Here is a 25,464-nt window from a genome sequence, read left to right as displayed (position 1 = left end):
TTTCTCTTTATAAAATCCTTTAATTGAAAGAAGCATATATCTTCTCAATTTCCTCTTCAGTTCCAACCTGCTCTTTCTTTAAATTTTCACACAACCGTTTTTTTAGCAAACCGTTTTCTATAATTTCTTTCACCCCTTCATATATTGCTTCCGAATCCATCTTCACTATTACACCATTCTGTCTATGTTTGATTTGATTATGAACTGTTATAAAATCGGTTACTACTATAGGCTTTTGAAATATTCTAGCCTCTGCTATTGCCAAGCCATATCCTTCATACCTAGAGGGTTGTACATATATATCACTTTGTTTTATAAAGGGATAGGGATTCTTGTATGTACCTAATAATATAAAAGTATCGTGTAAATTATATTTACTTATCCTATCCTCGAGTTCACTTTGAAGATTTCCTTCTCCAATTACATACCACTTAAATCTATACCCTTTTTGCTTTAACTTATAACAAGCTTCTATGGCCAATTCATATCCTTTTTCATACACTAACCTACCAATCGTTAATATTCGTAATCCCTCAAACTGATCACTAAATCCTTTACTCTCATTTGCCATCGATTTAATTAACGTCGGCGATATAATATCATAGACAACCTGAATTTTCGACTTTATTTTAGGAATTTCTTGAATCAATACTTCCTTACAAATATCGGACACAGCTACTATTTCATTAAATTCCTCATAATATTTCAAATCAAAATCTTTATTATATGCAGCTAACCTATAATCAGTATTCACCCAGGCAATTTTTTTGCATGCGTAAACCTTATTTGCCACAAAATATGTTGGCATTCCTTGACTATAAGCTATGGCAACATCATATTCCATCTTTAAACTATCCATCCCTCTAGACACCCATCTCCAAACTACTTGAGCTGCATGTAATTTTTTATTTATGTATGGATTTCTAAGAGATATAGAAGCCCCAACTCTAAGAAATAACTCTTTAAAGTATTTATGTTTAATTAAATAATTAAATTTCTCAGCCTGTCTTTTAATAATTTTCGGTACTTCTAAAACGTTTACCTGTTTTGGTAGTAATGGTAAATACAATCCACTAGCAGAAAACATTAACAAATCGACTTCATATTTCGTATAATCAAATAAAGAAAGTAAAGAAACCAAACTTTTTTCAGCTCCTCCACTTTGTAGCGAATCTATAACGAATAAAATTTTTTTCTTCATAACTATCACTACCCTAAAGTGTTTTTATTGAGCTCAAAATATTAAAAATCATTTACTAAATTTCCCTTTATGAAAATAATGCATATAATTTATTAATTTCATTACGATTTCCATACTCACCTTTAAGAGTATTTTCTACCAGCGTTTCCCTTAATTCTTTATCTTCAATAAGCCTCTTAATCCCATTAACTAACCCGTTTATCCCCATCTCAGTTATTAATCCATCAATTCCATCCTGTACCTGACTTTTAGCAGTTGAAAAATTAGTAATAAGTACTGGCTTTCCGATTATTTGTGCTTCCCGAACTGTTACAGCTTTCCCCTCATATCTTGATGGCTGCACATATATATCACATGCTTTTATATATGGATAGGGATTTGTCTTTTTGCCCAATAAAAAAAATTGTTTTTCCAGATTAAGTTCAGCTAATAACTTTCTAAGTTCAACTTCTTGTACTCCATACCCAACTACATACCATTCAATATCATATCCCTCATCTAACAACTTTCTTAAGGCATGCATAGCAATGTCTATTCCTTTTGCATATGATAACCGTCCTACAGTAACAAGCTTTATTTTTCCTGGTTTCATCTGTAATTCTTTCATAACATCTCCCTTGTCTGCTTGCTCACGTACGAACTCAGGAGATAATATATTTTCTATAATTTCAACATTCTTATTTACATTTGGTAAAATACTAAGAAATGAATCTCGACATCCTTCTGAAACTGCTACGATGTTATCCATTTTTCTCCACATTTTATACTCCATGTTTGCATTCAGATTTATATTTGAATAATCTGTATGAATCCAACCAATCTTTCGTTTCGCTCGAACTTTATCCCCAACAAAATAATGGGGCCATAAAAAACTAATTGCTACATCATACTCCTCTTCCAGTTTCGGTATAAAGGGTAAAGTTATTCTCCACCCATATTGAATAACGAAATATCCAACCTCTGCACTTTTCACATATCTCCCATGCACATCTCCTAAAATTTTCCCAAAAGTCCTTGCCACTCCAATTTTAATTTGCCCTTCTTGCAATATTTGCTTAATTGATTTTCTAAAAGTAGTATATTGTTTTACTTCCCTTAACAAATTAGGCAGTTTAGGTAATAAAAAAAGAAACTCTCCCTCATGTTTAAATAACATTAAATCTACATCATATTTGCTATAATCGATTGTATTCAACAAACCAATTAAACTTCTTTCTACCCCACCAATTGCCATATCAAATGATGTAATGAGAATTTTTTTCTTTTTCATTTCTTACTCCCTCAGCCGATTTATTTTACTAGTTTTCTTCTTATGAAAATAATTACATTTAACTATGATTCCCTATACTCTAATCCATATAATAATAGCCACTCTTGAATATTACTCTTTATATCAAAACCTAGCTTCGAGATTGTATCAGTTATTATTTCTGTATTTAATTTTTCTTTTTCCAAAACCTTTTGAATTTCTGCAGACCATATTTTAAGATTTTCATCCAAGCTAACAAATGATACTATCCCTAATCCCATATCAACATTTTTAGTTATTGTATTTGCCACTACACACGGAATACCTGCACACTGTGCTTCTAATGCAACAATTCCAAATCCCTCAAAAAGTGACGGAAAAAGAAAAACATCAAACATCCTTATAATTCTTGGAATATCTTTTCTTACTCCTAAAAATCTAACTTTTTCATAGATACCTAGTCTTTTGGATTCTAGCTCAATAGACTTCTGTAACGGACCATCTCCTACTAAAACAAGCATAAAATTAGGATCATATTTTAATACCTCATTGAAAACTTTCAATATAAATATATGATTTTTAGATTCAGAAAAACGCCCAATATGACCAATCACTTTCTGTTCAACTGGTATATTGAATTCATTCCTTATTTTATTATCATCCTGCATATTTACATTAATAAATTGATTAATATCTATTGCGTTTTTCATTATCTTTACCTTTGAATTATCAATGTTTTTTTGAAATAAAAAACGTGCAGATTCTACACTGCACGCACAATAATTTGTTCCTGCATAAGTAATAACTGTTCGTAAAAAACTCAATAAAACTTTCCCTTTTACCCCCGATCCCATCGGCCAATTATTACTATGTGAATGACAAATCCTTATTTTTATACCAGCTATTTTAGCAGCAATAGCCACAATCCCCCCCTGATAATCAGTATGTGCATGAGCGGCCACATATTGATTATCAGACATTACCTTAACAAGCTCTTTAATGTATGAAAGAGGGCCTAGCTGTCCTAAGCTAGATATTCGGTGTATTTTCCCACCTAACGCAATGATTTCCTTATCATAATCACTTTCTTCACTTTTATGGGAAACAAAATCAAATTGCACCATTTCTCTATCTATATTCCTATATACATTCATTAATAAGGTCTCAGCGCCACCTCGGTCCATCGCACTAACGATATGTAACACTCTTTTTGGTCGTTCTTGTTTAAACATTGAAAATTACTCCCATCTAAGAACGATTTTCAAATATATATTTTATCCCCAAAAACTACTCTTATAAACTATTCCTAAAGTAATAATATGTTCAAATACAAAGTAAACAAAATAACATAATATTACTGCATAGTAAATTAACTTTTGATCCTTTTCTATAAATAACTTTATAACCCACGATATCAATATCAAGTGATATAGCCCAAAATATATGGAGAATCTTGCAAAAATCCAATTTTGAGTTGAAATAATCATAAAAACTAGACCTAACAATGCCATATTTACGATATAATCACTTTCCGGAAAAATCTCTCTTAATTTATGTCTCCCAATATAAGCTAGAATGAGCGGTATTGCATCCACAGCAACCCGAAGAATATTAGCTCCTCCTTCTTGAAAATCCTTATAGTGACCATATTGTGTATCCCCTATAGTTGCAAAGAAAATTTCTGCAAACTGATTAAACCCTATTACTATAAGTACCGCAACAAAGAGTAGTATAAATGATATTGTCGACCATGCTTTTCTTCGGACTACAAAATAAATAGGAATTAATACAAGGGCGCTTTGATGAAAAGTAGAAGCAAATAGGACAATCAAAAAATATCTCTTCCAATTCCCATCTAAAATATATTTTGTAGCAGTAAAAATAATCGCTGCAGTTAAATACTGTCTTACTCCATTCATTGACACTAAATACATGCCGGATGCGATATACACATATAAACTTAATTCAATCATTCTTGAATATTTATATAGAACTGCTACTATTAATATATTTGTTAATAGAGCTGTTATCAAAATCAAAACTTGCGGATCATTCGTATATACTTTTAAAATCATTTGTAAAATACTAAATCCAACGTCCTTACTACTTTGAATATAATCCCAATTAAAATCAGTAACTGTAAAAGCATGCATATAAAAATACGTATCACCAATATTATTTCTAAAACCAGATACTAGTACAAGAGAGGTCGTCGCCATTAAAATCAAGAGTCGATTCGGTTTTAACATCACATTTTCTGAAGTTACTGGCATCGCAAAATACCGTGCAAAAAACGCTAGTACGAACACTATAAAGAAATTCATCCAAAGTATAGTCATTATTCTTCCCTCTTATCAATCCTAATTAAATTTCTATATATTTACTTTCATTCTTGTTTTCAATGTAATGTAACTATATAGAATAATCCCAAATGGCACTGCACAAAGGGTAAGCACTTTGCATGGTGACTCTTTTATAAATTTTTTATTCTTCGCAATAATGCTACTTGATACATAATGTACAGCTTGTCTATATTTAAACAATCTATTTGCAAATGGTAGCTTCATCAGTTCCTTACGATAAAAAGCAAAACCTTTTGGATTTTTACAATACTGACTTAGCATATTCATCGACGAACCATCAGGCATATATTCAACATAACAAAGTGCTTCGTTCATGAGTAACATCTCATATTTCTGATCCAACATATAGTATTTATATGCCAAACCTACATACTTTTCATTTTTAAAAACCGGATAAGGATACTTCCTAGTGAGTTCTGTTCGATATACTAATTTCTTATCTCCAGTTACACCATGTTTATTGTAAAGATTAAAAAGTGTAGAACGGTTAAGATTTAATGGTAGCTTTGAACCAATTACTGTCCCATCTTTATATAAATCAAGAGCAATAATTCCACTTACTTGGTCACTTCCATTTTCATCCCAAAATGAAATAATTTTCTCTACGGCGTCACTAGGCATTGAGTCATCTGAATCAATACATACATTAAGTTCTGTATCAATCATCTCGTAAGCTACATTATGAGCACCATGCATCCCTTGATTTACTTGCCAGTAATACCGTATGCTTATGCAATCTTCAGAAATCCAAGATTGCACTAACTCCTTTGTATAATCATCAGACCCATCATCTATAATTAACCATATAAAATCTTTACACGTTTGCTGCTTCAAACTTTCATAACACCCCTGAAGACAATATGCTCGATTATATGTAGGGGTAAAAATCGTTAGCCTTTTCAATATGCTCACCTCGATACTGCTACATAAAATTTTTGGGTAAACCTTGTAATATTTTTTATATCGTATCCTTTTTCAGCTAATACATTTTGTTCCACACTTCGCGATACCTGCTTGTTCGCTATATTTTGTAATGGACCTACCCAATTTCTTATTTCTAACAATGAACACTGTTCAACTAAATTCAACCCCAAATCCACATCTTGTGTAATAGTGTCCGATATAATACATGGCAAACCCGCCCCTTGTGCTTCAATAAGAGTAACTGGTAAACCTTCATAAATAGATGGAAATATAAATGTATCAAATGCTTGTAATAAACGATTAATATCACTACGTATTCCTAAAAATTTAACTTTATCTGTTAGATTCAGTTTCTCTACTTTTTTCTTCATTTCTAATCGAAGTGGCCCATCTCCAACTAATAGAAGAATAGAGTTCGGCCTGTATTCTATTAATTGAGCAAAAATATCAATTAAAAAAGTATGATTTTTTGGATGCGCAAATCTTCCCACGTGTCCAATCACAAAAACATCCCCATGAAGGTTGAGTTCTTTTCTTACCTGCGCTCTAATGTCTGGATTAAATGTAAATTCATCACATTCAATTCCATTTTTTAATATTTTTGTTGCACTTTCTCTATTAGCAAACAACCATTGCGCTGCAGCTACTGAACACGCTAAAAAATGTGTAGCACACGACGTAATAAATGCTCCTGCATACCATTTATATATTTTTGCTATAGCCCCACCCTCACTGCTTGTACTATGACTATGCGCAATCCTAACTGGCACCCTTGCTTTTTTTGCTGAACGAAGGACAAATCCGCTCATTTTATCCATATGTGAATGAATGATTTTATATTGTGGATGAGAGTTAAAGAAGGTATTGAGAGCCTTTATATAACCTCTATGACCAACATCTGTAACGTATGGAATTCTATGAACTTCCCCGCCCAACTTTACTATCTCTTTATCAAATACTCCCTCTTTACAAGTTAAAAAATCAAATTGTACTTTTGAGCGGTCTATATTACGATACAAATTCATAATTAAAGTTTCGGCTCCGCCTCTATTCATATTTACGACTACATGTAATACTCTTAATGGAGTGCCCAATTTAAATCCTCCATTTCATCCATATAACTTGTATAAATTTCTTTTTTCTCTTTCAATACTTCATTGACTGAATATTCATTCGTAATAATAGTACGTCCATACTGTCCAAACTGCGCTTGTAATTTAGTATTTTTAGAAATAGTATTGATTCTTTCAGCCATCGTCTTTATGTCATCGCGTTCTATAGTCCAACCATTTTTATTATTAATAATTAACTCCCTGTGCCCTCGGTTACTTGTAGCTACAACCGGAAGTCCACAAGCCATGGCTTCCATAATATTAACTGGCAAACCTTCCCTGTAACTGGATGCAACAGCTAGATCACACATCAGTAGCAAATGGGCTATATCATTTCTATAACCAAGAAAGTGCACCATACTACTCACACCTAGTTGCGTCGCTATTTTTTTGCACTCTTCCATTAACGGACCTTCTCCAGCAAGCAAAAGCTTTACATGTGGCATTTCATTTTTCAATTGTGCTAATACATGGATTAAAAAGCTTTGATTTTTATTCTTATTAAATTCAGCAGCATAAAACATTAAAAAATCTTTAGACTTATAACCATTTTTATGTCTTATTTTCTCCTTTTCACTTTCAGTAACAGGAACATATCGTTCTATATCTACCCCTACACCATGAACGAGTTTAATATCTTTAGCTTGAAAACGATGTTTAACCGCTAAATTGTAATCTTCTTGATTAATTGTTATGAGACAATCTGTAGTAGTAGCTAAACTTCTTTCGATTGGATAGTATAAAAGCCAATTTATAAACGGCGATCCTTTACAAAAGTGAAATCCATGCGCCGTATATATTACCTTTGTCCCTTCCCGCCGTGCTTTCCGGGCAGCTATTCGAGCAATTACACCTCCCATAGGCGTATGACAATGAATGATTTTATATTTATTTTGGTGAATAATTGATTTTAGTTTTTTATATGCATGAAGGTTTTGTATGCTAAGAGGTGATCTTTGAATAGGAATATTATATTTTTGAGTTACGTACGGAAGGTGCATATTCCCATTCGCTGCAACATGTACTTCCCAACCTTGGTCTGCAAACCATTTCAAATACGGTAAATGAAATGCTTTAAAATGATAATCCACAGTTGCACAAAACAGAACTTTTTTAGACACCATCCCACGCACCCGTCTTATTATAAATTTTTGCCTTTAACCTGATACTGGTATTAATAGCTTTAAAGTTTTACGCTGATTCACTAAATTTAACAATCGCTTTCTTAATTCTAATTCACTTAATACCGAATATTCAGAAATCAATTTTTCTATCTCATCTATACGAACATTCATTTCTTGCCCTACATAAATTCTCGGGTGGACTTGCTTTTCATTCATTTCATCTTCTTTTAGTAATTCTTCAAACAATTTCTCTCCAGGGCGTATACCCGTAAATTCTATTCCTATTTCATCCACAGAGTTTCCTGATAATCGAATGAGGTTTTTAGCAAGATCCACTATTTTTACTGGTTCTCCCATATCCAGTACAAAAATTTCTCCACCTTTTGCTAACGCACCGGCTTGTACTACCAGTCTAGATGCCTCCGGAATAGTCATAAAATAACGAACCATATCTGGGTGAGTAACTGTAACTGGCCCCCCTTTTTGAATCTGCTTCTTAAATAACGGGATAACACTCCCTCTACTTCCTAAGACATTTCCAAATCGTACAGTAACAAACTTTGTATGACTTATTTTATCTTTATGTTGTATTACCATCTCAGCTAATTTCTTTGTCGCCCCCATAACACTCGTTGGGTTCACTGCTTTATCCGACGAAATCATAACAAACGTTCCTACTCCATGTGTTTTTGCCGCCTCTGCTATATTCATAGTCCCAATCAAATTATTTTTAACTGCCTCTTCAGGATTGTTTTCCATTAATGGTACATGTTTATGTGCAGCAGCATGATATACAACATGAGGAAGATGTTTATTCATGATTAAATGCATCTTCTTTTCATCTTGAATATCTGCGATTTCTGGAATAAACACGCCTTTTTTATCATTATGTTTTTCATTTAATTCCATTTCTATTGAATATATACTGTTTTCTCCGTGCCCTAATAAAATCAATTTTTTCGGCTTAAACTTCGCAACTTGTCTACAAATTTCTGAACCTATTGATCCACCTGCACCAGTAACTAAAATGACTTTATCCGTTATATAATCTGAAATGATATCCACATCTAACTCTACAGGATCACGCCCTAATAAATCTTCTACTTGAACATCTCTGAATTCATTCACTGAAACTTTACCTGTTACTAAGTCTTCTAACATTGGAAGAATTTGCGTTTTTACATTTGTTTTTAAACAATCTTTTAAAATATTATTTCTATCTTTCTTGTTTAGCGAAGGAATTGCTAAAATTATCATTTCAATATTCAGTTTTTTGATAACGTAATCAATTTGGTTCGTACCACCAATTACCGGAATCCCCCAAATATCAAGATTATGTTTTTTGACATTATCATCAATAAACGCGACTGGCATTAATTCCGTAGCACTATTCTTCAACAACTGTCTTGCAACCATTGTCCCAGCGGATCCCGCACCAACAATTAACGTTCTTTTCTTATCTCCTTTTTTTACATAATAAATATCTCTGTACATTCTCCAAATAAAGCGAGAACCACCTATTAATAAAATATGAATCATCCAAGTAACAACTAACAATCGAAAATACATTTTCCCCATGACTAGTTGCTGCACAACCGCTGTAGTAAGTATAGAAAATGTAACAACCTTGCATATAATTAGCAATTCTCCTATACTTGCATATTCCAATGCCTTTTTATACAACTTATAAATAAAAGCAAACAAATGATGACTAACTAATAAAGTGATAGAGCTAATAACTGATGATAAAGTGATAACACTGAAGCTAGCATTTACAAAAAAATAACTAAAAAAAATAGCAGTTAATACTATCAGTGAATCCATTAAAAGCAATAACGATATCCTCCGGCGATACGTCATATAACTTCCTCCTTTAATCAATTCCTTACTTAACTCTTTCAAACTTAAAGTTTCTAACTATATTCTCTTTATTAAAAACACATAGTTAGAAACTTTAATAAAACATGGGCATCTAACCCTCCCTCACATTACACTTTTGACGACTGGCATCTAAGGTTGTTTTCACAACCCACAGCATAATCGAGTGCCTCCATTGATAGCGGTCAGGAGACATCACCACATCACGATTTTATTTTCTTCTTTATAACGAACAATTCCACTTGTGAAAGTTTAATTTAAAAATAGCTTTTATACTTTCCCATTCAAAATCGCACCCAACATTCTACTTTTCGTAAAACTTAGTGCCCTTTTCGTTTCAAGTGCGTCTTCGTTCACAGTGCGATTATATCGGATCACCAAAAGTACTCCTTCACACTTATCAGCTAATACGCTCGTATCTGTTACTTCTAATACAGGGGAAGAGTCAAATAATATGATGTCATACCGTTCCATCGCCTTTTGAATCAACATATCCATTTCCTCTGAACTAAGTACTTCTGACGGATTGAATGGTACTGGACCGCTAGTTAATACATCCAGACTCTCCATCCTTGTTTTTTTTACAGCACCTACCAAATTTGTTTTTCCGTTCAATATGTCAGTTAATCCAATTGTATTTTCTACTTCTAACATTTCATGAATCGTTGGTGTTCGTAAATTCGCATCTATTACCAATACTTTTTCACCTTTTTGTGCTATTGAGACTGCTAAATTTACTGTAATCGTTGATTTCCCTTCACCGTACCTCGGAGAAGTAATCACTATCGTCCTGATTTTATGCATAGACGAAGATAATTGAATGTTTGTTCGAAGCGAACGATACTGCTCCGAAATTTTCGATCTTGGGGCGGTATACGCAACTATACTCTCTCCTTTAACTTTATTTGTTTTCCGTCTATTTTTGTATGCCACTCCGTTCCCTCCCCCAATAACACTGTATTTTTCCCACTAAATTTATCTTTCATATTCTTCTTATTCATTTTAGAAATTCCACCCAAAACAGGGATATCTAACAATTGTTCAATTCGTCGTTCTGATTGGATTCTCTCATCCAATGAATCCAATAAAAAAATAAAACCGATACTGAGCACCATACCTAGCGTGAATGCGATTAGTATCGTCTTAAAGTGATTTATATTTATAGGCATAGAATTTTTTTGAACTGGATCCTCTGGTAATATACTTACATTATTAAAATTCAGTATATTTGCTACTTCTTGCTTATAAACAGCCGCTGTAGTATTTGCAATTTTATGTGCAAGCACAGGATCCATATCCACTACATTTATCCTCATAATTTGAGAGCCTTGTACACTTTCTGTACTTATTTGTCCACTTAATGCACCTGCTGATCTGTTTATATTCAATTCAGCAGCTACTTTTTCTAATATTACAGGCTCATTTACCATTGCTTTCAATGTATTCATCGTTTCGGCATTAGCTTGAACAATTACCCTTGCCGAAGAAGCATACAAAGGCGTTTTCATATACATACTATACAGGACTCCTCCTACCGTTGTGAGAGTCGTAAACAATAGTAGTATCCACACCCTTTTCCGCATTAAAGTGAATAGATTTTTCAAATTTATTTCCTTATTCATTACTTCTCCCCCTCATTTAATACCAATGAGATTTCAGTTGAGCATTCCATAAAAAAACAAAAACAAGATTATTATTTTTATTTTTCGAATATACAAAACTTCCTAATTACTGTCATTTTAGTTCTTTATATAGAACGAGTCAATATAATTTATTTTTGTTTAATCACTTCTTAATTCCAGCTCAAAAATTACGACAATATTCTTCATAATTCACTGTAGATAAATGACGAAAACACCCTATTACTGCAGTATCAGGGTGTTTTTCTTTGTATTAAAACGGATTGTAGCAAGGCTTTTTAAAACTTTTAAATCGGTCGTATATTATAACTCACTTTTTCAATTGAAATTCATTTCACATTGGTATTAGCAAATACATTTTTGAATTTGTTTGCCCCTTTATATCCCCTCCTATAAAAATGTTTTGTAAATAAAAAACCCTCAACACATTATGTGTCAAGGGTTTAAGCCTCTTAGTATAGAGACATATATTGATCACGTTCCCATTGGTGAACTTGCGTTCTAAAGATGTCCCACTCAATCTCTTTCGCTTCGATGAAGTGCTCAAGTAAATGGTCACCTAGTGCACCACATACTACTTCATTCGATTGCAATGTAATTAATGCTTGCGCTAATGTTGCTGGTAAGTCAACGATGCCTGCTTCTTCGCGCTCTTCTTTTGTCATTACATAGATGTTACGGTCTACTGCAGCTGGTGGAGTTAATTTGTTTTTAATTCCATCAAGACCTGCTGCTAATAATGTAGCCATTACTAAATATGGGTTTGCAGCTGGGTCAACACTACGTACTTCTACGCGTGTACTAATTCCACGAGATGCAGGGATACGTACTAACGGGCTACGATTTTGTGCAGACCATGCTACGTAACAAGGAGCTTCGTATCCAGGTACTAAACGCTTGTAAGAGTTTACAGTTGGGTTTGCTACCGCTGTAAATGCTGGTGCGTGTTTTAAAATACCTGCGATGAAGTGACGAGCATCATCACTTAATTGTAAGTCACCGTTTTGATCGAAAAATACGTTCTCACCATTTTTGAATAGTGATAAGTTACAGTGCATACCTGAACCGTTCACACCATATAATGGTTTTGGCATAAATGTTGCATGTAAACCGTGTTTACGAGCAATTGTTTTTACAACAAGTTTGAATGTTTGAATGTCATCACATGAACGAATTGCATTTGCATATTTAAAGTCAATCTCATGTTGCCCTGGAGCAACCTCATGGTGAGACGCTTCGATTTCAAAGCCCATTTCTTCAAGTTCAAGAACGATATCACGACGACAGTTTTCCCCTAGATCCATCGGCGCAAGGTCGAAGTATCCACCGTTATCGTTTAATTCTAATGTTGGATTTCCTTTTTCATCTACTTTAAATAGGAAGAATTCTGGCTCTGGTCCAAGATTGAAATCTGAGAATCCTAATGCTTCCATTTCTTTTAATACACGCTTTAAGTTGTTACGTGGATCGCCATCAAATGGAGTGCCATCTGCATTGTAAATATCACAGATTAATCGAGCTACTTTGCCTTTTTCAGCTGTCCAAGGGAAAATTACCCAAGTATCTAAATCCGGGAATAAGTACATATCAGATTCTTCAATACGTACGAAACCTTCAATAGAAGATCCATCAAACATCATTTTGTTATCAAGAGCTTTTGTTAATTGGCTCACTGGAATTTCTACGTTTTTAATTACTCCTAAAAGGTCCGTAAATTGTAAGCGGATATACTTTACATTCTCTTCTTTCGCCAAACGGAAAATATCTTCTCTTGTGTACCTAGCCATTATAAATTCCTCCTTAGTCCCTCTAAACACCTTCAGAATCAGTTATCTTTAGTGAAAAAACCTTGAAATGTCACCTTGTCGCAATGAAGTCCGATTGAATCTACCTGTATGTTGTAGTTCATCTCGAAGTATTTTGCGAAGCTCGGTTTTTGAAATTTCTTTCGTTTCCTCTTTTACTTTCACTGTTTCTGTTTGATTTACTTTCATTAGTAACACTTGTTTAATACCAGCCATATTCAAGCCTTGATCTAATAAATCTTTAATCTCTAACAACTTATCTACATCGTTAAATGAAAATAATCTACGATTCCCCTTTGTACGGGTTGGAGAAACAAGATTATGCTCTTCATAGTAGCGAATTTGACGTGCAGATAATTGTGTTAAATCCATAACAATACCAATAGGAAACAGCGGGGCAGAACGTCTATCTTCTTTCATTGTTTCAGTTCCTCCTTCGCCTTAACTGCTTCTCATTTTATACCATGTTATGTTTAGTGTCAATAGATGTTAGCTTTTCTTACATGATTTTTTTATAAATTTTTTCATTCTTTTTTCTAATGAAATTAATCATTACTTTCATTAGAAAAAAGCTGTCGAAATCGACAGCTTCCCCTTAAGAAATTGTTAATAATTCTTTTTCAATTAACGCATCAATTGCAGAACAAATCGCAATCTTCACATGTGAATAAGTTAACCCACCTTGCACGTAAGCAACATAAGGCGGACGAATTGGACCATCAGCTGACAATTCAATACTTGCACCTTGAATAAACGTTCCCGCAGCCATAATTACATCATCTTCATAACCCGGCATATAGTTCGCATATGGAGTGAAGTGAGAATTAATTGGAGATGCATATTGAATCGCTTGGCAGAATGCAATCATACGATCTTTATCATCAAATTGAACAGACTGAATTAAATCTGTTCTTGGTGCATTCCATGCTGGTGATGTATTCATTCCTAACTTCTCTAAAAATGCAGCTGTAAAAATCGCACCTTTTAGCGCTTGTCCCGCTACATGCGGCGCTAAGAAGAAACCTTGATACATTTCTTGCAGACTGTATAAAGATGCCCCTGCTTCCGCACCGATTCCCGGAGATGTTAAACGATATGCACACGCTTCAACATACTGTTCTTTACCAACAATGTAACCACCAGTTTTAACAATTCCACCACCAGGGTTTTTAATAAGCGAACCTGCCATTAAATCTGCACCAACATGACATGGCTCTTGCTCTTCAATAAACTCACCATAACAGTTATCTACAAACACAACAACATCAGGTTTAATTTCTTTAACGAATGCTATCATCTCTTTAATTTGAGAAATAGTAAACGATGGACGAGTAGCATAACCTTTTGAGCGCTGAATCCCAATCATCTTCGTATTACTATGAATTGCAGCCGCAACAGCTCCAAAATCAACAAGCCCCTCTTCAGTAAGTGGAACTGCATTATAACCAATATTATATTCTTTAAATGAACCTACACCTTTTCCGCGTACACCAACGATTTCTTCTAACGTATCATACGGTTTGCCAGTGATATACAATAACTCATCTCCCGGACGTAAAATACCGAATAACGCTGTAGAAATAGCATGAGTACCTGAAATAATTTGCGGACGAACAAGACCAGCTTCCGCTCCAAATACATCCGCATACACTTTTTCTAACGTATCACGGCCAATATCATCATAACCGTAACCTGTCGTCGGGATAAAATGCGAATCACTAATTTTATGTTTACGAAAACTTTCTAACACACGAAACTGATTGCTTTCAATTACTTCATCCGCGCGTTTATGTACTTCTGTAATCTGGCTCTCTACTTCTTTTACGATTGGAGCAATTTTTTCTCCATTTTTCAAACGATCAAACATTTTTATTTTCTCCTTCTTCCACTAAAAATCTCTTTAATTGCACATTAAGCGATGAATGAGCAAAAATATACCCTACGCAATCATATACAAATTTTTCTTCCAGAAACTCCATCTTTGTTAATAGCGTTTCCGTCTTTAATAGCGTTAACAGCTTACCTTCACTCGGTGGAATTTCCACTTGATAACGATTCATTTCTTCCTTCATTTTCGTTTCTATCGCTTCTTTTATATGTAATAAATCACTTTGTTCAAAGGCACTAGTCATTAAGAAGTCACTTTTCGGAAACGGAATAAAGTTTTGATGTAATTCATCTTTTTTATTATATAACGTAATAATAGGAATATGACTAATTTCAAGTTCTGACAATAATCGTTTTACTGTTTTCTCATGCCCTACATAATTAGGATCCGCTGAATCAACTACATGTAAAATAACATCCGCTTCACCAGCTTCTTCTAATGTCGAACGAAAAGCAGCAATTAATGACGTAGGTAAATCTTGTATAAAACCCACCGTATCAGTTAGTAATACTGTATAACCTGAAGGTAAGGGCATCTTCCTTGTCGTCGGGTCTAGCGTTGCAAACAACAAGTTTTCTTCAAACGTATCTGCTTCCGTCAATCTATTAAACAGTGTAGATTTTCCAGCATTCGTATACCCTATTAATGAAACTTGAAATACTTTATTATCTTTTCTTCTCTCACGATATCTTTTTCGATGCTCCACAACACCCGCAAGTTGTTTCTTTATTTCATCAACGCGTGATCGAATATGACGACGATCCGTCTCAAGTTTCGTCTCACCCGGCCCTCTCGTTCCAATACCGCCACCAAGACGTGATAAAGACAATCCTTGCCCCATAAGACGCGGCATTGTATATTGCAACTGAGCTAATTCTACTTGAAGCTTACCTTCCCTCGACTTCGCACGTTGCGCAAAAATATCTAATATTAGTTGCGTTCGATCAATTACCCTCGCATCTAATACTGAGGATAAATTCCGAATTTGACTCGGCGTTAATTCGTTATTAAATACGATAACATCCGGTTCTAATTCTTCCGTTAACATTGTAAGCTCTTCTAATTTACCTTTACCTATATAAGTCGCCGGATGAAACTTCGGTCGTTTTTGCGTTGTAGACACTAATAATTCTGCTCGTGCAGTCTTCGCTAGCGATGCAAGCTCTTTCATGGAATGCATAAACTTTTCATCATCATCTTGTGGCAATTGACAGCCTACTAATATGACTTTTTCTTTTTCTTCCATCAAATATGTTCACTCATCCTTTTCGAAATTTAAACCTTCTAATATAATAGCAGAGGAAGCACATTTCATCTAGTTAGCGGGGGAGAAAATTCATGGCATGGGAGATTTTTAGCATCATAGGCACAATCGCTTTCGCACTAAGCGGAGCCATTGTTGCAATGGAAGAGGATTATGATATTTTCGGAGTGTATATTTTAGGAATGGCAACCGCATTTGGGGGAGGTGCCCTTCGTAATTTATTAATCGGTTATCCGATTGTCGCGTTTTGGCAACAAGACATGTTATTCCAAATCGCACTACTATCAATGACGATTATTTTTCTTTTTCCTAATAAATTAATTAGACACTGGAAAAAGTGGGAAAATATCACTGATGCTATCGGCTTATCAGCATTCGCCGTACAAGGAGCATTATACGCTCAAAAATTAAATTTACCAATTAGCGCTACAATCGTAGCAGCTGTTTTAACTGGTATTGGCGGTGGTATCATCCGCGATCTTTTAGCCCGCAGAAAACCTCTCGTCCTTCGAGCTGAAGTATATGCCTTTTGGACGATTCTAGCAGGTTTCTTAATCGGTGCTCAAATTATTGTTAGCGATTGGGCTCTATATACCTTATTCATTTTAATTGTTTGCTTCCGCATGGTTTCTATTCATTACAAATGGCATTTACCGCATAGACGTATCGATACAAAAGAGCGTTCAGTGCATAAATAGCAATCCAACCTCTTTACAGATCGTAAAGAGGTTTTTCTTTTCTAACGAGTTTTTCTTTACATAATGTTTATACTAATCCTCAAAGCGAGGTGAACACAAATGACAAACCACGTTAATAAAGGTGCTCAAAAAAGCTCAGTAGGTCAAATTGGACACGATTCTAATTCTGCACACGAAAAAAGCGCTAAAATGGAACGCTTCCATAAATCTTATCAAGAAAAAGCAAAAAAAGAGTAGCAGCACTTATACAAAAAACAGACGCACAGTTTACGTACTGTGCGTCTCCTCTTCAAGCATCAAATCACAACTTGATATCCCAATTAAATCATATTTATCATAAGTATCCTCTTGCAACAACCGCATAGCCTGTGTACGAATCGATTTTTCAACAATATTCCGTACATATCTTCCATTACTAAACGATGTAATTTGCGATGAGTACTTTACAGCATGTAAATGATCTCTAAATTTCCATTCAGCCTCTTTCGATAACTGGTATTCACGTTCTTCATACATCCTCTTCCCAATTTCCAACAGTTGATTCACTGAGTAATCAGAAAATTCTATTATAAACGGAAAACGTGATTGCAGTCCTGGATTTAATGAAAGAAAGTGATTCATCTCTCTTGAATAACCGGCTAAAATCAATACAAAACCGTGTTGTTTATCTTCCATATGTTTTACGAGCGTATCAATTGCTTCTTTCCCAAAATCTTTTTCTCCCCCTCGGGCTAATGAATACGCCTCATCAATAAACAAAATACCTCCCATTGCTTTTTTTATTAAATCTCTTGTTTTCTGAGCTGTATGACCGATGTACTCTCCTACAAGATCAGCTCGTTCAGCTTCAACTAAGTGCCCTTTTGATAGAATATTCATCTCAAACAACAATTTCCCTATCATTCTAGCAACAGTTGTCTTCCCTGTACCTGGATTCCCTTTAAACAACATATGGAGTACTTGCTTCTCAGATTTCAACCCTATTTCTTGTCTTTTTTTATTCACATAAATCCAAGCATATATTTCTTTTATTATCTTTTTTATATCATCCATCCCAACAAGCTTTCCCATCTCTTCTTCAATTCTTTGCAACATCTCATGTTTCGTAGTAGTTTCACTTGAAATCACTGTTTTATTTTCTGCGGCCGGTAAAGAAATTTTCTTTCGATGATTTAACACAATGTTAATTTGATTATTATTTTTCTTTCGCATCGATTGTTCCATACAATCACCTCATTTTATCCCGCATGAACAGGCAGTAAGACTCCCACCTCAAAATTCAGCAAATGCTAGGAAGTTAGCCGGGAGATAACTGTCCGTAAATGCCCGATTGGTTCAACTAATAATCAGAGGGATGAACAAAATCCCCACTGATTAAAGTTTCACTTTATCCACTCACCAAATATTATTATTCCGGTCTCCCTTGCAAATGACTATTTTCAGAAAAGTTTGCTATAATATAAGAAATAATGAAGGTGGTGGGACTATGGAGACAACGGAATTCCATGATACAATACAAGCCTTTTCTATTTTTTTATTGAATAAAGGCCGAAAACCTTCAACCATTAAACGTTATGTTTATGACATTGAAGATTTCGGACATTGGTTAGAAAAAAACAAAAAGCTCCCTTCCAGTAATATATGGGCTACACTTTGTACAAAAGACTACGAAGATTACTTTTCCGACCTAAAAAAGAATCGACATTACTCAGAGAAAACGATGCACCGTGTATTTATTGTATTAAATAGAATGCATCATTTTCTAAACATCCCTAACCCATTAAAGAACATGGAAATTTCTATTCAACCAGACCGCACACTTCGTAACGAAGATTTCATTTCATCTGATGAAGAAAAAAGATTGAAACATATAATCACTTCATTAGAAGGACTTTCAGAAAAACAACGTCCTGTGCGCCCTTTATTAATGGATCGTAATGTTGCTATTTTAAACTTATTAATCGACTATGGATTATCCTTACAGGAACTTACAGCGTTAACTATGCATCACGTTCACTTTGAAACTAACACATTTTCTATCCCAGCAACCGCAGGGGTAGAAAGAACAATTACATTAACTAACGAAGACAAAAAACAACTATATACTTATTACAAAAGCATCCCTGAACCCGTTCGTCCAAAATACCATAGTCATGACCCATTATTTATCGCATTTGATTTTAATCGCGGAACATACAGATGGGTATACGAAAATGATGCACCGAAGGGATTAACAGAAATCGCTATCCAAAAAATGATTCGCCTTGAAGTATCTAGAGCTAATTTACGCAAAGGAATCTCAGGACAACACTTTCGTAACACCTATATTTTAAACTTAATAAAAAAAGAAACTCCGGAGTCAGAAATTATAAAACTAGCTGGATTCAAATCAAAAGTTTCACTAAAACGATATTATCAATACGCAGAAAATAGAAAAAACGCCTTATCATGAGGCGTTTTTTCTATTTTTTCTTTAAACAAACGATTTTACTATGACCATTTAACTAATTTTTGCATCTACTATGATGAGTTTCATTCACATTCTCATGAGAAAGGAGAGATTTAATGTCTCGTTATGACGACAGTCAAAACAAATTCTCCAAACCATGCTTTCCAAGTAGCGCTGGACGAATCCCAAATACCCCATCGATCCCAATTACTAAAGCACAACTTAGAACATTTCGCGCAATCATTATCGATTTAACAAAAATAATCCCAAAACTTTTTGCAAATCCATCTCCCCAAAATATTGAAGATCTAATTGATACATTGAACCTACTAAGTAAATTTATTTGTTCACTAGAAGCTACTTCCTCCCTGAAAGCGCAAGGATTAGCTATTATTAAAAACTTAATAACTATATTAAAAAATCCAACTTTCGTAGCAAGTGCTGTATTTGTTGAACTCCAAATTTTAATTAATTATTTACTTTACATCACAAAGTTATTCCGAATCGATCATTGTACACTCCAAGAACTCCTTAAATTAATTGCAGAGTTACAAACTACTCTAGTTAATTCAGCTTCGTTCGGCAGAGGTCCTACCGGGCCTACTGGACCTCGAGGTAACACAGGCGCTACTGGCGCTACTGGTGCCACTGGGCCTCAAGGTAACACGGGCTCTACCGGTGCTACTGGGCCTCAAGGTAACACGGGCTCTACTGGTGCCACTGGACCTCAGGGTAACACAGGCGCTACCGGACCTCAGGGCGTTCAAGGTAACACAGGCGCTACTGGTGCTACTGGGCCTCAAGGTAACACGGGCTCTACTGGTGCCACTGGACCTCAGGGTAACACGGGCGCTACCGGTGCTACTGGACCTCAGGGCGTTCAAGGTAACACGGGCGCTACTGGTGCCACTGGACCTCGAGGTAACACAGGCGCTACCGGACCTCAAGGTGCTCAAGGTAACACAGGCGCTACTGGTGCCACTGGACCTCAGGGTAACACAGGCGCTACCGGACCTCAGGGCGTTCAAGGTAACACAGGCGCTACTGGTGCCACTGGACCTCAGGGTAACACAGGTGCTACCGGTGCCACTGGACCTCGAGGTAACACAGGCGCTACCGGACCTCAAGGTGCTCAAGGTAACACAGGCGCTACTGGTGCCACTGGACCTCAGGGTAACACAGGCGCTACTGGTGCCACTGGACCTCAGGGCGTTCAAGGTAACACAGGCGCTACTGGTGCTACTGGGCCTCAAGGTAACACGGGCTCTACTGGTGCCACTGGACCTCAGGGTAACACGGGCGCTACCGGTGCTACTGGACCTCAGGGCGTTCAAGGTAACACGGGCGCTACCGGTGCTACTGGACCTCAGGGCGTTCAAGGTAACACGGGCGCTACTGGTGCCACTGGACCTCAGGGTAACACAGGTGCTACCGGTGCCACTGGACCTCGAGGTAACACAGGCGCTACCGGACCTCAAGGTGCTCAAGGTAACACAGGCGCTACTGGTGCCACTGGACCTCAGGGTAACACAGGCGCTACCGGACCTCAGGGCGTTCAAGGTAACACAGGCGCTACCGGACCTCAGGGCGTTCAAGGTAACACAGGCGCTACTGGTGCCACTGGACCTCAGGGTAACACAGGCGCTACCGGTGCTACTGGACCTCAGGGTAACACAGGTGCTACCGGTGCCACTGGACCTCAAGGTGTTCAAGGTAACACGGGCGCTACCGGTGCTACTGGACCTCAGGGCGTTCAAGGTAACACGGGCGCTACCGGGCCTCAGGGTATTCAAGGTAACACGGGCGCTACTGGTGCCACTGGACCTCAAGGTGTTCAAGGTAACACGGGCGCTACCGGTGCTACTGGACCTCAGGGCGTTCAAGGTAACACGGGCGCTACTGGTGCCACTGGACCTCAAGGTGTTCAAGGTAACACGGGCGCTACCGGTGCTACTGGACCTCAGGGCGTTCAAGGTAACACGGGCGCTACTGGTGCCACTGGACCTCAAGGTGTTCAAGGTAACACGGGCGCTACCGGTGCTACTGGACCTCAGGGCGTTCAAGGTAACACGGGCGCTACTGGTGCCACTGGACCTCAAGGTGTTCAAGGTAACACGGGCGCTACCGGTGCTACTGGACCTCAGGGCGTTCAAGGTAACACGGGCGCTACTGGTGCCACTGGACCTCAGGGTAACACAGGTGCTACCGGTGCCACTGGACCTCAAGGTGTTCAAGGTAACACGGGCGCTACTGGTGCCACTGGACCTCAAGGTGTTCAAGGTAACACGGGCGCTACCGGTGCTACTGGACCTCAGGGCGTTCAAGGTAACACGGGCGCTACCGGGCCTCAGGGTATTCAAGGTAACACGGGCGCTACTGGTGCCACTGGACCTCAGGGTAACACAGGCGCTACCGGTGCTACTGGACCTCAAGGTAACACGGGCGCTACCGGGCCTCAGGGTATTCAAGGTAACACGGGCGCTACCGGGCCTCAGGGTATTCAAGGTAACACGGGCGCTACTGGACCTCAGGGTGTTCAAGGTAACACGGGCGCTACTGGTGCCACTGGACCTCAGGGTAACACAGGCGCTACTGGTGCCACTGGACCTCAGGGTAACACAGGTGCTACCGGTGCCACTGGACCTCAAGGTGTTCAAGGTAACACGGGCGCTACTGGTGCCACTGGACCTCAAGGTGTTCAAGGTAACACGGGCGCTACCGGTGCTACTGGACCTCAGGGCGTTCAAGGTAACACGGGCGCTACCGGGCCTCAGGGTATTCAAGGTAACACGGGCGCTACTGGTGCCACTGGACCTCAGGGTAACACGGGCGCTACCGGTGCTACTGGACCTCAGGGCGTTCAAGGTAACACGGGCGCTACCGGACCTCAGGGCGTTCAAGGTAACACAGGCGCTACCGGGCCTCAGGGTATTCAAGGTAACACGGGCGCTACTGGACCTCAGGGTGCTCAAGGTAACACAGGCGCTACTGGACCTCAAGGTGCTCAAGGTAACACAGGTGCTACCGGGCCTCAGGGTATTCAAGGACCTCAAGGTAACACGGGCGCTACTGGCGCTACCGGACCTCAAGGTGTTCAAGGTAACACGGGCGCTACTGGTGCCACTGGACCTCAGGGTAACACGGGCGCTACTGGCATAGGAGTTACCGGACCTACCGGACCTTCTGGCGGGCCTACTGGACCTACTGGACCTCAGGGGCCTCAAGGTAATACTGGTGCTACTGGGCCTCAAGGTGTCCAAGGTAACACAGGCGCTACCGGACCTCAAGGTGCTCAAGGTAACACGGGTGCTATCGGACCTCAGGGCGTTCAAGGTAACACGGGTGCTACTGGACCTCAAGGTGTTCAAGGTAACACAGGTGCTACTGGTGCCACTGGACCTCAAGGTGCTCAAGGTAACACGGGTGCTACTGGTGCTACCGGTGCCACTGGACCTCAAGGTGTTCAAGGTAATACAGGTGCTACCGGTGCCACTGGACCTCAAGGTGCTCAAGGTAACACGGGTGCTACTGGACCTCAGGGCGTTCAAGGTAACACAGGTGCTACCGGTGCCACTGGACCTCAGGGTAACACAGGCGCTACCGGACCTCAGGGCGTTCAAGGTAACACAGGCGCTACTGGTGCCACTGGATCTCAAGGTAACACAGGCGCTACTGGTGCCACTGGACCTCAGGGTAACACAGGCGCTACCGGTGCTACTGGACCTCAGGGTAACACAGGTGCTACCGGTGCCACTGGACCTCGAGGTAACACAGGCGCTACCGGACCTCAGGGCGTTCAAGGTAACACAGGCGCTACTGGTGCCACTGGACCTCAGGGTAACACAGGTGCTACCGGTGCCACTGGACCTCAAGGTGTTCAAGGTAACACGGGCGCTACTGGACCTCAAGGTGTTCAAGGACCAACAGGTGCTACCGGCGCCACTGGTATAGGAGCTACTGGACCTACTGGACCTTCTGGTGGACCTACTGGACCTACCGGGCCTACTGGACCTAGCTTCCCTGTAGCAACAATTGTTGTAACAAACAACATTCAACAAACAGTACTACAATTTAATAACTTTATTTTCAGTACTGCAATTAACGTAAACAATATTATCTTTAATGGCACAGATACAGTTACAGTTATCAACGGTGGTATTTATGTCATTAGCGTATCCATCTCTACAACTGCACCAGGATGCGCTCCTCTTGGAGTAGGCATTTCAATAAATGGAGCAGTCGCAACTGATAACTTCTCTTCAAATTTAATAGGCGACTCACTTTCATTCACTACAATCGAAACGTTAAGAGCTGGCGCAAACATTTCTGTCCAATCTACTCTTAACGAGATTACGATCCCTGCAACAGGAAACACTAACATTCGCCTTACTGTATTTAGAATTGCTTAAATTTCACTATGTATTGTTTATAGCAAATAAAAAAAGAGCGAGAAACTCGCTCTTTTTTTGTTATGTACAATAATTCATTACTACTCTAATTCAATTGAAACATTTTTTTGTGGTACAAATGTAGAAATTGCATGTTTATAAATAAGCTGTTGCTTACCCTCTGTTTCCAGTAGGACTGTAAAATTATCAAATCCTTTAATTAATCCACGAAGCTGGAAACCATTTAATAAGTACAGCGTAACAAACGTATTTTCTTTACGGAGTTGATTTAAAAACTGATCTTGAATATTGATTGATTGCTTCATGTCGAATCCTCCTCTTTTTCTCTACTTACTATTATTCGACTTTAGTTGTAACTTTCCTTCTATGTATCGTAAAATTTCTGACGTTTTTTCACCGCCTGTAACATCAAACCACGTGACATCCATCTTATTACGGAACCACGTTAATTGACGCTTTGCATAACGACGTGAATTCGTCTTTAATTGTGATACCGCTTCTTCTAAAGAGACACGATCCTCAAAATAATCATATATCTCTTTATACCCAATCGCTTGAATAGATTGACAATCTCGTATCCCTCTATTATACAATCCTTCTACTTCTTCTAATAACCCTTGGTCCATCATTATATCAACTCGTAAGTTAATGCGATCGTATAGCATTTCTCGATCCATTGTCAAGCCAATCAAGGAAACATCGTATAATAACTCGTTTTCTTGTTTTTCAAGTTGATCACTCATTTTTTCACCCGTCGTGTGGAAAATTTCTAACGCTCTAATGACACGACGTACATTATTTGCATGAATACGCTCAGCACTTTCTGGGTCTACTTCTTGTAATTTCTTATGTACATATTCCACACCACGTTCTAATGCTAACTTTTCCATTTGTTCTCGGTATATAGTATCGCCAGCATCATCCGTAAACTGATAATCGAATAAAACAGATTGTATATACAGACCAGTTCCACCAACGATAATTGGCAATTTACCACGCTCTGTAATCTCTCGAATATGCTTACGAACACGTTCTTGAAATTCGGCAACAGAAAATGATTCTTCTGGATTTTTTATATCGACCATATAATGCGGAATTCCATCCATTTCTTCTTTTGTCACCTTTGCAGTTCCAATATCCATCGTACGATAAATCTGCATGGAATCTCCACTTATAATTTCACCATTCAACGCTTTGGCAAGATCAATACTTAACTTCGTCTTTCCAACAGCAGTTGGTCCAATGATGACAGCAACTTTTTCACGTTGCACTTCTCCCATATCATTCAACTCTCTTTATGTAATGTACTCCATCTATTGATTATATCCAATCTTACCAATTTTAACGGCATGATTGCAAGTTCTTTCATTCCGGTACATGAAATTACAAATAAAAAAGAACATAGTTTGTCCAATTCCGCATATACATGATTAAAAATACCTTCGAGAGGATGAGTTGAC

At 37.8% G+C, this 25,464-nt stretch carries 21 protein-coding genes; 4 read left to right on the top strand and 17 right to left on the bottom strand.

Annotated features, from left to right (window positions below; translation table 11 throughout):
• Nucleotides 1-19: 19 nt before the first annotated feature.
• The 14 genes from QEP67_RS08950 to hflX all read right to left on the bottom strand — a co-directional run bounded on the left by QEP67_RS08950 (nucleotide 20) and on the right by hflX (nucleotide 16,430).
• Nucleotides 20-1,201: a glycosyltransferase gene (locus QEP67_RS08950; RefSeq protein ID WP_000727034.1), complete on the bottom strand. Its 1,182-nt coding sequence runs from the start codon at nucleotides 1,199-1,201 to the stop codon at nucleotides 20-22.
• A 67-nt stretch (nucleotides 1,202-1,268) separates the two neighbouring features.
• Nucleotides 1,269-2,471: a glycosyltransferase gene (locus tag QEP67_RS08945; RefSeq protein WP_000727413.1), complete on the bottom strand. Its 1,203-nt coding sequence runs from the start codon at nucleotides 2,469-2,471 to the stop codon at nucleotides 1,269-1,271.
• Nucleotides 2,472-2,533: 62 nt separating this feature from the next.
• Nucleotides 2,534-3,682, bottom strand: coding sequence for a glycosyltransferase family 1 protein (locus QEP67_RS08940; protein ID WP_000476157.1), 1,149 nt, complete (start codon nucleotides 3,680-3,682; stop codon nucleotides 2,534-2,536).
• 42 nt (nucleotides 3,683-3,724) lie between these two features.
• Nucleotides 3,725-4,789 carry an EpsG family protein gene (locus QEP67_RS08935; RefSeq protein ID WP_000154271.1) on the bottom strand — a complete coding sequence of 355 codons (1,065 nt, stop codon included), beginning with the start codon at nucleotides 4,787-4,789 and terminating at the stop codon, nucleotides 3,725-3,727.
• 33 nt (nucleotides 4,790-4,822) lie between these two features.
• On the bottom strand, nucleotides 4,823-5,716 hold the full coding sequence (locus QEP67_RS08930; RefSeq protein ID WP_002107855.1) for a glycosyltransferase family 2 protein: 894 nt from the start codon (nucleotides 5,714-5,716) through the stop codon (nucleotides 4,823-4,825).
• A gap of 5 nt (nucleotides 5,717-5,721) precedes the next feature.
• Entirely contained in the window at nucleotides 5,722-6,831 is a 1,110-nt protein-coding gene (locus QEP67_RS08925; protein ID WP_000537139.1) for a glycosyltransferase family 1 protein, read from the bottom strand.
• Entirely contained in the window at nucleotides 6,816-7,973 is a 1,158-nt protein-coding gene (locus QEP67_RS08920; protein ID WP_000253785.1) for a glycosyltransferase family 4 protein, read from the bottom strand. Before QEP67_RS08920 ends, QEP67_RS08925 begins: the two co-directional genes overlap by 16 nt.
• Before the next feature lie 33 nt (nucleotides 7,974-8,006).
• A complete protein-coding gene (locus tag QEP67_RS08915; protein ID WP_000222380.1) occupies nucleotides 8,007-9,833 on the bottom strand; it encodes a nucleoside-diphosphate sugar epimerase/dehydratase in 1,827 nt (608 codons plus the stop codon).
• A 288-nt stretch (nucleotides 9,834-10,121) separates the two neighbouring features.
• A complete protein-coding gene (locus QEP67_RS08910; RefSeq protein ID WP_000323607.1) occupies nucleotides 10,122-10,784 on the bottom strand; it encodes a CpsD/CapB family tyrosine-protein kinase in 663 nt (220 codons plus the stop codon).
• Nucleotides 10,733-11,473, bottom strand: coding sequence for a Wzz/FepE/Etk N-terminal domain-containing protein (locus QEP67_RS08905; protein WP_001031068.1), 741 nt, complete (start codon nucleotides 11,471-11,473; stop codon nucleotides 10,733-10,735). Before QEP67_RS08905 ends, QEP67_RS08910 begins: the two co-directional genes overlap by 52 nt.
• A 470-nt stretch (nucleotides 11,474-11,943) precedes the next feature.
• On the bottom strand, nucleotides 11,944-13,278 hold the full coding sequence (glnA, locus tag QEP67_RS08900) for a type I glutamate--ammonia ligase (protein ID WP_000135336.1): 1,335 nt from the start codon (nucleotides 13,276-13,278) through the stop codon (nucleotides 11,944-11,946).
• 48 nt (nucleotides 13,279-13,326) lie between these two features.
• On the bottom strand, nucleotides 13,327-13,716 hold the full coding sequence (gene glnR, locus QEP67_RS08895; RefSeq protein ID WP_000656785.1) for a transcriptional repressor GlnR: 390 nt from the start codon (nucleotides 13,714-13,716) through the stop codon (nucleotides 13,327-13,329).
• 175 nt (nucleotides 13,717-13,891) lie between these two features.
• Nucleotides 13,892-15,163 (bottom strand): methionine gamma-lyase family protein, encoded by a 1,272-nt coding sequence (locus QEP67_RS08890; RefSeq protein ID WP_000460296.1) that lies wholly within the window; start codon nucleotides 15,161-15,163, stop codon nucleotides 13,892-13,894.
• Nucleotides 15,156-16,430, bottom strand: coding sequence for a GTPase HflX (gene hflX, locus QEP67_RS08885; protein WP_000391404.1), 1,275 nt, complete (start codon nucleotides 16,428-16,430; stop codon nucleotides 15,156-15,158). Before hflX ends, QEP67_RS08890 begins: the two co-directional genes overlap by 8 nt.
• 92 nt (nucleotides 16,431-16,522) lie before the next feature.
• Between hflX and QEP67_RS08880 the strand changes: the two genes are divergently transcribed.
• Entirely contained in the window at nucleotides 16,523-17,146 is a 624-nt protein-coding gene (locus tag QEP67_RS08880; RefSeq protein ID WP_000312271.1) for a trimeric intracellular cation channel family protein, read from the top strand.
• A gap of 99 nt (nucleotides 17,147-17,245) precedes the next feature.
• Entirely contained in the window at nucleotides 17,246-17,383 is a 138-nt protein-coding gene (locus QEP67_RS08875) for a hypothetical protein (RefSeq protein ID WP_000181498.1), read from the top strand.
• A 30-nt stretch (nucleotides 17,384-17,413) separates the two neighbouring features.
• Here QEP67_RS08875 and spoVK read toward each other — a convergent pair whose 3' ends face one another.
• Nucleotides 17,414-18,370, bottom strand: coding sequence for a stage V sporulation protein K (gene spoVK / locus QEP67_RS08870; RefSeq protein WP_000438186.1), 957 nt, complete (start codon nucleotides 18,368-18,370; stop codon nucleotides 17,414-17,416).
• Nucleotides 18,371-18,632: 262 nt separating this feature from the next.
• Here spoVK and QEP67_RS08865 point away from each other — a divergent pair, with 262 nt between their 5' ends.
• Entirely contained in the window at nucleotides 18,633-19,598 is a 966-nt protein-coding gene (locus tag QEP67_RS08865; RefSeq protein ID WP_000450306.1) for a tyrosine-type recombinase/integrase, read from the top strand.
• Nucleotides 19,599-19,711: 113 nt separating this feature from the next.
• Nucleotides 19,712-24,004, top strand: coding sequence for a Gly-Xaa-Xaa repeat protein (locus QEP67_RS08860; protein WP_353706559.1), 4,293 nt, complete (start codon nucleotides 19,712-19,714; stop codon nucleotides 24,002-24,004).
• A gap of 80 nt (nucleotides 24,005-24,084) precedes the next feature.
• Here QEP67_RS08860 and hfq read toward each other — a convergent pair whose 3' ends face one another.
• A complete protein-coding gene (hfq, locus tag QEP67_RS08855; protein WP_000813896.1) occupies nucleotides 24,085-24,309 on the bottom strand; it encodes an RNA chaperone Hfq in 225 nt (74 codons plus the stop codon).
• Nucleotides 24,310-24,330: 21 nt separating this feature from the next.
• The gene (miaA, locus tag QEP67_RS08850) at nucleotides 24,331-25,284 is read right to left on the bottom strand and encodes a tRNA (adenosine(37)-N6)-dimethylallyltransferase MiaA (RefSeq protein WP_000504945.1); all 954 of its coding nucleotides are present in this window, start codon (nucleotides 25,282-25,284) and stop codon (nucleotides 24,331-24,333) included.
• Between the last annotated feature and the right edge of the window lie 180 nt (nucleotides 25,285-25,464).

It is taken from the genome of Bacillus cereus group sp. MS39 (genome assembly GCF_040448665.1).
Classification (GTDB): Bacteria; Bacillota; Bacilli; order Bacillales; family Bacillaceae_G; genus Bacillus_A; species Bacillus_A wiedmannii.
This window is presented reverse-complemented; position numbering and strand designations above follow the sequence as displayed.

Bases quoted from the DNA above. Each gene is read 5' to 3' on its own strand.
- QEP67_RS08945 (WP_000727413.1), bottom strand. From the start codon at position 2,471: ATGAAAAAGAAAAAAATTCTCATTACATCATTTGATATGGCAATTGGT.
- glnR (WP_000656785.1), bottom strand. From the start codon at position 13,716: ATGAAAGAAGATAGACGTTCTGCCCCGCTGTTTCCTATTGGTATTGTT.
- miaA (WP_000504945.1), bottom strand. From the start codon at position 25,284: ATGGGAGAAGTGCAACGTGAAAAAGTTGCTGTCATCATTGGACCAACT.
- QEP67_RS08880 (WP_000312271.1), top strand. From the start codon at position 16,523: ATGGCATGGGAGATTTTTAGCATCATAGGCACAATCGCTTTCGCACTA.
- QEP67_RS08860 (WP_353706559.1), top strand. From the start codon at position 19,712: ATGTCTCGTTATGACGACAGTCAAAACAAATTCTCCAAACCATGCTTT.
- QEP67_RS08875 (WP_000181498.1), top strand. From the start codon at position 17,246: ATGACAAACCACGTTAATAAAGGTGCTCAAAAAAGCTCAGTAGGTCAA.
- QEP67_RS08890 (WP_000460296.1), bottom strand. From the start codon at position 15,163: ATGTTTGATCGTTTGAAAAATGGAGAAAAAATTGCTCCAATCGTAAAA.
- QEP67_RS08865 (WP_000450306.1), top strand. From the start codon at position 18,633: ATGGAGACAACGGAATTCCATGATACAATACAAGCCTTTTCTATTTTT.
- QEP67_RS08950 (WP_000727034.1), bottom strand. From the start codon at position 1,201: ATGAAGAAAAAAATTTTATTCGTTATAGATTCGCTACAAAGTGGAGGA.
- spoVK (WP_000438186.1), bottom strand. From the start codon at position 18,370: ATGGAACAATCGATGCGAAAGAAAAATAATAATCAAATTAACATTGTG.
- glnA (WP_000135336.1), bottom strand. From the start codon at position 13,278: ATGGCTAGGTACACAAGAGAAGATATTTTCCGTTTGGCGAAAGAAGAG.
- QEP67_RS08905 (WP_001031068.1), bottom strand. From the start codon at position 11,473: ATGAATAAGGAAATAAATTTGAAAAATCTATTCACTTTAATGCGGAAA.
- QEP67_RS08915 (WP_000222380.1), bottom strand. From the start codon at position 9,833: ATGACGTATCGCCGGAGGATATCGTTATTGCTTTTAATGGATTCACTG.
- hflX (WP_000391404.1), bottom strand. From the start codon at position 16,430: ATGGAAGAAAAAGAAAAAGTCATATTAGTAGGCTGTCAATTGCCACAA.
- QEP67_RS08920 (WP_000253785.1), bottom strand. From the start codon at position 7,973: ATGGTGTCTAAAAAAGTTCTGTTTTGTGCAACTGTGGATTATCATTTT.
- QEP67_RS08935 (WP_000154271.1), bottom strand. From the start codon at position 4,789: ATGACTATACTTTGGATGAATTTCTTTATAGTGTTCGTACTAGCGTTT.
- QEP67_RS08940 (WP_000476157.1), bottom strand. From the start codon at position 3,682: ATGTTTAAACAAGAACGACCAAAAAGAGTGTTACATATCGTTAGTGCG.
- hfq (WP_000813896.1), bottom strand. From the start codon at position 24,309: ATGAAGCAATCAATCAATATTCAAGATCAGTTTTTAAATCAACTCCGT.